The 6,513-nt window shown below is 57.5% G+C and carries 9 protein-coding genes; 1 reads left to right on the top strand and 8 read right to left on the bottom strand.

Translation table 11 applies throughout. The annotated features are described in order from the left end of the window. Positions 1-330, top strand: a 330-nt coding sequence (locus VM163_03100; GenBank protein ID HUT02862.1) for a site-specific integrase, incomplete at its 5' end; no start/stop codon positions are given. On the opposite strand, the gene VM163_03095 is transcribed toward VM163_03100, so the two are convergent. The 8 genes from VM163_03095 to VM163_03060 all read right to left on the bottom strand — a co-directional run. Next, positions 305-649: a hypothetical protein gene (locus VM163_03095; GenBank protein HUT02861.1), complete on the bottom strand. Its 345-nt coding sequence runs from the start codon at positions 647-649 to the stop codon at positions 305-307. The two genes, VM163_03100 and VM163_03095, sit on opposite strands and share 26 nt — an antisense overlap. After that, complete coding sequence (locus VM163_03090; GenBank protein HUT02860.1) at positions 633-929, bottom strand: hypothetical protein; 297 nt, start codon at positions 927-929, stop codon at positions 633-635. Before VM163_03090 ends, VM163_03095 begins: the two co-directional genes overlap by 17 nt. 9 nt (positions 930-938) lie before the next feature. Next, complete coding sequence (locus VM163_03085) at positions 939-1,319, bottom strand: lectin MOA-related protein (GenBank protein ID HUT02859.1); 381 nt, start codon at positions 1,317-1,319, stop codon at positions 939-941. After that, positions 1,319-1,612 (bottom strand): hypothetical protein, encoded by a 294-nt coding sequence (locus tag VM163_03080; protein ID HUT02858.1) that lies wholly within the window; start codon positions 1,610-1,612, stop codon positions 1,319-1,321. The genes VM163_03085 and VM163_03080 overlap by 1 nt, the downstream gene beginning before the upstream one ends. A gap of 9 nt (positions 1,613-1,621) precedes the next feature. Continuing rightward, complete coding sequence (locus tag VM163_03075; protein HUT02857.1) at positions 1,622-3,814, bottom strand: hypothetical protein; 2,193 nt, start codon at positions 3,812-3,814, stop codon at positions 1,622-1,624. Continuing rightward, the gene (locus tag VM163_03070; GenBank protein ID HUT02856.1) at positions 3,811-5,886 is read right to left on the bottom strand and encodes a DUF2341 domain-containing protein; all 2,076 of its coding nucleotides are present in this window, start codon (positions 5,884-5,886) and stop codon (positions 3,811-3,813) included. Before VM163_03070 ends, VM163_03075 begins: the two co-directional genes overlap by 4 nt. A 9-nt stretch (positions 5,887-5,895) precedes the next feature. Then, a complete protein-coding gene (locus tag VM163_03065; protein ID HUT02855.1) occupies positions 5,896-6,117 on the bottom strand; it encodes a hypothetical protein in 222 nt (73 codons plus the stop codon). Positions 6,118-6,220: 103 nt separating this feature from the next. Then, positions 6,221-6,513: hypothetical protein (locus VM163_03060; GenBank protein HUT02854.1), on the bottom strand; the 293-nt coding region annotated here is incomplete at its 5' end.

Raw genomic sequence — 6,513 nt, 5'->3', positions numbered from 1 at the left:
AATGGCTATGATAGCCTATGGCTGAGTGAAGAGCGCCGCCCCATGACACTTGACGGACTCAAGCTGACAATCTGCAAGCTCTGTCGGCGAGCTGGATTGAAGGGACCGCGCCGGTCCGCTCACACCTTCCGGCACACGTTTGCTACCAACTGGCTGCGGAATGGGGGTGGTGAGTTCGTTTTGCAGCAACTCTTGGGGCATAGCACGTTGACCATGACACGTAGGTATGTGCAGTCATTGAACGCTGAGGATGCTGCTGCGGCGCACGTCAAATACAGTCCTGTGGACAACCTGTTGGGCTCGACTAGCGCCAGAAGAAATGCACGATAGCCTGAATAGCTGCAACGAGCAGGCCGCCGCCAATAGCCGCTCCGGCAGCCCATTGGCTCGTCGACCGAGATTGCTGCGCGTGGTGGTTGTTGTGGACGTTGTTGGTGATCCTCTTGAGGATGCTGTCGCGCTCCCGTTTGCAGGATTCCAACCTCTCCTTGCAGGGCAACCGCGCGATCGTCTCGGCAACTCGAACCGTCAGGGCTACATTCTTGCCGACTGTATCGGTGAGGCTGTCAACGCTATCCGCCAGGGATTCGACCTTGCTGGTGAGCAGGCCCAGGTGATATTGAACTGTATTCCTATCTTCTTCCATCATCGCCCGCTCCCTTCGCCTGGAGTTTCTCGAAAAGCCTGCCACCGCGACCCGCCGGCGCCTCCGCTGGAGCTGCCTGGCTTGCCAGAGCGAGACGCTCCGCTTGAAGATGGATTATGGTCCGCTCGCTTATCTCGAGCATTTCCTGGAGAGCCGCCCTGACTTCCCAGGGGGTGAGGCCCCGGACGGCGTGGGTCATTTTCATCCCTGGCTTCACGACGGCCAGTGTGATCAGGCCAACCTCAGTCTCGGGCGTCTGCTCGTTTTCTGACTCATTCACCATCGAACCCTCCTACATCACGACCAACAAGGGCCAGTAGTCACGCTTCCGGAAAAAGAACGTGCCAGTCTGCGGCTCCAACTGCAACACGAGCCCCCCGCTGTCGAGGACCACGTTCCACCAGTGCCAGCGCCGGTTGTAGCGACCGTAGACGAGCCCGATGCCATTGACCTTCGACTTGGAGAATGCCGCCTTGAGGCACAGGGCGAAGTCGTCGCAGTCGAAGAGCTCCGCGAGATACGGCTGCATGAAGAGCTCCGCGAGGTAATTCGCAACCTGGGACCTCCAATCGGGCATCGACATGGTGTAGTACCAGTGGTCGAGGCTCACCACGAACGGGGTCCTCAAGGCCCTGGCCACGCGCCACCACGTCCTCAGCGCTGATATGACCATCAACCGAGCTCCTGTGTGAGCTTGTTCAAGAGCTTCCGCTTCTCGCCTTTGTTGAGCTTCTCCAACTCCGCGTCCATATCCTCTTCGGTCATGAGACCGAACTTGTCCAGGTAGTACAGCCGCATCGCATCCATGGGCTCGGTCATATCGAGATGATAGGCTCCCTTCTTGTCGGGACCTACTATCGACACGATTGCGATAGAGCCATAGCGTCCGTCGAAGAGGCAAGCTATCAGCTTGTCCTCACTTAGAATCACGTTCGTAACATCGAAGATTTCAAAGTCCTCTGCCATCTCGCCCTCCTATCCGTCTGCCATGTAGTGCCAGGCCCCGCCACGATATACCCAGAAGCGGTTGTCTCCCGCATACGCGAACATTCGCCCGAACGTCGCAGAGGGGAAAGCGTTGAAGGATGGAATCTGTAGGCACGTCCCGACCATGACGATTGGGCGGCCAGCGGCACTGATTCTCAGCGTAGCCGAGTCAGCATAAAGACGAGCCGCAAGGGTCCCGCCGTACTTGAACATCAGCCCACCCACGCCTCCGATGGTAATGCCATATCGCTCGTCAATCTCTGTGCCAGCCCCGTCGGAATACCACTCGTCCTGAAACACGGTCCCGGAATAGACCTTGATGTGGCCCGCTGAGATCTCGGTGTAGTAGACCTTTTTCCAGTACGCTCCGTCGTCGATGTCGTCCATATCGTCGGGCTTCGAGTCCCAGTATCCCTTGTCGTAGCTCGAAACCGTCTGATGCGCGGAGTCCTCGACGCAATAGCTGAGCTTGACGTGGTGTGCCGTAATGTCCGTCTTGGCCACTAGGTCGTAGACTGAGCCGATGTTTACTTGGTCGAGCAGCACCAGACCATCGGAGCTCAGGGCTGCCGACTTCACGCGCTGGTATATGTTGCCGTCCGGTAGCACGTCCAGATTGGTTGCTGCCAACGGTAGCCATGCGGCCCCCGACCATCGGTAGGTCATGTTGGGAATATCGCTAGTGTCCAGCCACAGGTCGCCTACTTCTGGGTCCTCTGGCGCTGTCGTCTGCTTGCTAATCTTTGGCTCTTTCAGGCTCGGGTTGTACCCCTCGGCGTACAGGATATACTCGTCGAGCTTGATACCGCCTTCGGCGTCAATGTGAACCGTCTTGACCCTGGCGTACACTTGGCCATCGGGAAGATTATCGAGGGTATCACCGATCTGGCTCAGGTCAATCGTGTTGTCCGGGTCCAGCCATGCCATGTCGATGTTCTCGGCGGTGATGTTCTCGGCATAAAGGTCTTTCACGCTCAGGCGACTCAAGTCCTGGCCGGCGTTGCCGAAGCCCGAAGGGTAGGTTTCAATGTCGGAGAGGAGGGCGCGCACGGACAGCCAGCCGCCGAAGCTGAATCGCAGCGAGAACTCGGTAGGGCTGCGACTGCCCGACGGCCCTGGCTCACCGGCGTTGTACGTCCTGGTGAGGGAGCCGATGTTGCCCACCCGGTAATCCTCTTGCCGCTGGTCTGTGACTTTCACATAATCCCAGATCTCGGCGCCGACGTTCATGGGCGCATTGGCAGCGCCCCGCTCGGACCACAGCCGATATTTCGACAGGATCGCCGCGGCGATGGCATCGGCCTGAGCGTTGCTCACTAGCGCGCATTGCTCGAACTGCCTGACTGCGTAGCCGAGAGCGTCGATAGATTCCTCGTCGCTCGCATACCCTGCGTAGGCCGTTTCCGCATCCTCTGGAGTCGAGACAGAGAGATAATTTGGCATGACCAACGTCCGCCGGTACGCCTTGGAGAAAAACGTGTGGCCACTCTCCAGCGTGTACTCCTGGTCGTAGACCTCGCCGGTGATCGTGGGGTTCAGAATGTGGACCTTGCCGTCGCCGGCAAACCGCATGACACAATGGGTGTAGTCGATCAGCCGACGCAGACTTGCCAACCGCGACCCGTTGACGTAGACCCTGAAACCATCCTTCGGACAGTAGGAGCCGATGAGCGAGTCCTCGCTGTCAAAGACGACCTCGTAAGCCTTGCAATGGCTGAAACAAGATAGCGTGGCCCCGCAGATCTGTTGAATGAGCGTCTTGACCGTCTTGGTGTCGCTGGCCTCGGGGAGATACTTGGCGCTGGCCCTGTCCTCGGCCAATAGGTTCGGGATTCCGACACAGGTGAGCTCAGCCCTGAGCAGCCCCGGAGCCGAGTCCAGTTGATGCCAGAGCACCCACTGAGGCGCACAGGCGGAGACCTCGTCGCCTTCGCCCGTCACCAGGCCGAAACTGAGCGCCGCCTTGTAGCCCTTGAGGTCCAGGGCGCTCAGAGCTCCGTCGGCGTTCTCCAGGACGACGCTGAGCTTGTGACTGTAGGCCTCTTCGTTGTGCGTCAGCTTGAGGATGCGTGTCAGGTCGTACTCATGCGTGGTTTCTCCATGCGTCAGCACGAGCTTCACCAGCGGCGTGACGCTCATCTGTTTCTGCTCAGCTAGCAGGGTTGCCGAGAGAGACCTCATTGCAGTCGGAAGCTCCAACTCTTCGACGTTCGTTTCGTGGTGTCGCCAGTCCCATCAATGGCGGTGCAAAGCGACCTGAAGAACTCTTTCGGGTCAGTATCTCGTGAGTAGTAGTAATAGACGTACTGGCCCGTATCGAGCTTCGTCATGGGCTCTTCGTCAATCTCCTCGTCAGCCAGGTCCGTCGCCATAGTACCATCGGGCTGCCAAAGGGAACACACGCACCCCCCAGAGGGGTCGATGTAGTTGCCCTGCCAGTCCTCCACATTGTAGTAAATCGGAACCACGTCGCCCCTTGGGAATACATTAGTTACTTCCATGTGCTCCTCCTCTCTCGTGCCTGTCCATATCCTCACCTTTCGGTACGCAGCGGTATAGATTGTAGTCTGACGGTACGCTGAGGTGTACTGCAAGGCTTTCATCAGCCGGCCGACAAGGCCGACGAGTTGGACAATCTCTTGCCCTTCTCCAGCGTCGAATACCTGTCGGAAAAACGCCAGGACTTTCTCTATGCCTACGCCACTATCCTGACTGACCATTGCAGCCAGAACGGTTACAGCCTCAGTTGCGACGGCGGTGTCGTGTGCCAGCAACGAGCCAACGAGTGCAGAAGCGTCGCTACCGCTGCCGGCTTCGCTGGATTCTATGACCACCGCCTGCCGTGCAGCTTCACTCCCTGTGCCCTCGTCCGTTGTGCGGAGCGTAGCAACGAGGGCCTTCGCCAAGTCCAGCGCGCCACCGGGGTATTCCCTGGCAAATAGGGCTCGGGACACGACAGTCTCGGTCGCTGCGCCTGTATCGGACCTCAGATGGGACACAACCATCGCGGCGGACGCATCGACACCTGAGCCGCTGTCGCTGGAGGTCTTGACGCCCTCCAGGATTTTCAGGTAGCTGTTCTCGCTTCCCACGGCTGAGTCGAATAGAGTGCGGGCAAGACTCGTGATTTCAGCACCTACGGCAGCTTCCACCAGCGTAATCGCGCGGTCGCCCAGGGCCTCTACGCCAACGCCTGAGTCGGCGTGGATAATTGCAGCAAGTAAAGCCGTCTGTGCATCGGTTCCAACGCCGGTTTCGCTCTGGACGAGTGTTGCAGCAAGGGACGATACTTCGGCACCGCTTCCACTGTCGGAGGACGTTTTCGGGGTGAGTTCCTCTTCTCCTCCCCAACTGCCCCAGGTCGGTTCAGCTTCGGCATACTTTGCCACAAAAACCCAATCCACATACCCATATTGCCCAGTGGGGAGATTGCCCTTGAACCCAATGTAATCACTATCGAGGTATGTATCATCCGAGCATGAAATCTCATAAGCATCATTAACGTATGCAGATAGAGCGGCACCATACAGCCGAAACTCCGTAACCATATAGGTATCCGCATCCCATGAATAATCAGTATAGGCTCTTTGGCTGCCATCCTCTTCTATTCGATTGCGCTCTGCCGACTGAGCTCCCCAAGGGCCAGCGGCATAGTGAAACTGTGCTGGGGCATAACCACGTGCGCCTACCATCAACATGTTTGTCTGGGTTGAGCTTGCGCAACTTGTCTTTAGGCGTGACCTAATCCGTGCGTCGGCTACTTGATAGGGATCAGAGCGGATATACTTGTCACCAGTTTGTCCAGTATGTTTCAGAGTGCCACTGTCGGCGGCCCATGTCCCACTTATTACAGACCACTTAGATAAATCACCGCCGAAATCATCAAAGAACAGGAACGTAGCCGCACCAGAAGTGACTGCGCTTGCCCCTGCATTGCCGTAGTACATATAGAACGTGGCGGTATCAGGCGATGCGGGGATAGAATCGAACTCAATCCAGATGGTAGCTAGCTGGTTTGGCGTGCTGCCCGTGATGCTCTCTATCCAGTAGTCGAGCAGTGTTGTCCCGTCAGCCTTGGTAAAGCGAATGTCGTCGAAGTCAGCTTGGCATTTCGCACCGCAATCCACGTCCTCGCCGCTAGCGCCTGAGCTTTCGCCCAGAAGCAGCTTGAGTTGATAGTCGCTCTGTGCGCCAGCAGTCGAGCCGTTAAGGGTTATCTGCTTGCGGTAACTATACCCCGATAGCCAAGCCATTCGGTCTCCTTATTCCTCTACTGTTGCTTGTCTCAAGGCCCGGAGAGTATTTTGCACCTTCATCCGCTCAGTGCGTAGAAAGTTCTCCTTGTCCCGAGCCTTACTCTCGAAGGCTGCTCGTTCATTCTGAACGTCGGCCAGGGCAGCATCAATTGCCTCTAGCTTTTGGTAAAGGTCAGCAGCTTCCATCTTTTCGGTGTCCGTGAGCGTCTCAAAACTTAGTTTGGACATTTGTTTTCCTTTCTTTAAAGATTACCAAGCCTCAAAAAATGACTCCAGCCAAGCTCCAAGGCGAGAAGCGAGCACGGGAACCTCTCGCCTTCGGAGCCCCTTCCTATGACAGCGTAATGTCAACTTCGAGCGTCCAAGTGCCCGAGCTCTTCGTCCCCAGGCTCTCGACCTTCCGATTGAGACAGATCGTGCTCGTCGCCTGCTTCACCACCCACTCGTTCCAGACGTAGTTGGCGTCGCTGGAACCGAAGCTGCTCTTGAACGTCACCTTCTGCGTCGTCGACGTGGGGTAGCCCCCTTCCATCGCCTTGTACGTCTTGTTCGACGCGGCCTGGAGGTCGGTCTGCGCGGCGGCGGCAGCGGTGGCGCTATCACCCACCCCAATCGTCGCTGCTG

Source organism: bacterium, assembly GCA_035527515.1.
Taxonomy (GTDB): domain Bacteria; phylum B130-G9; class B130-G9; order B130-G9; family B130-G9; genus B130-G9.
Note: the sequence above shows the minus strand (reverse complement) of the source record. Positions and strands in the feature narration are given on the sequence as shown.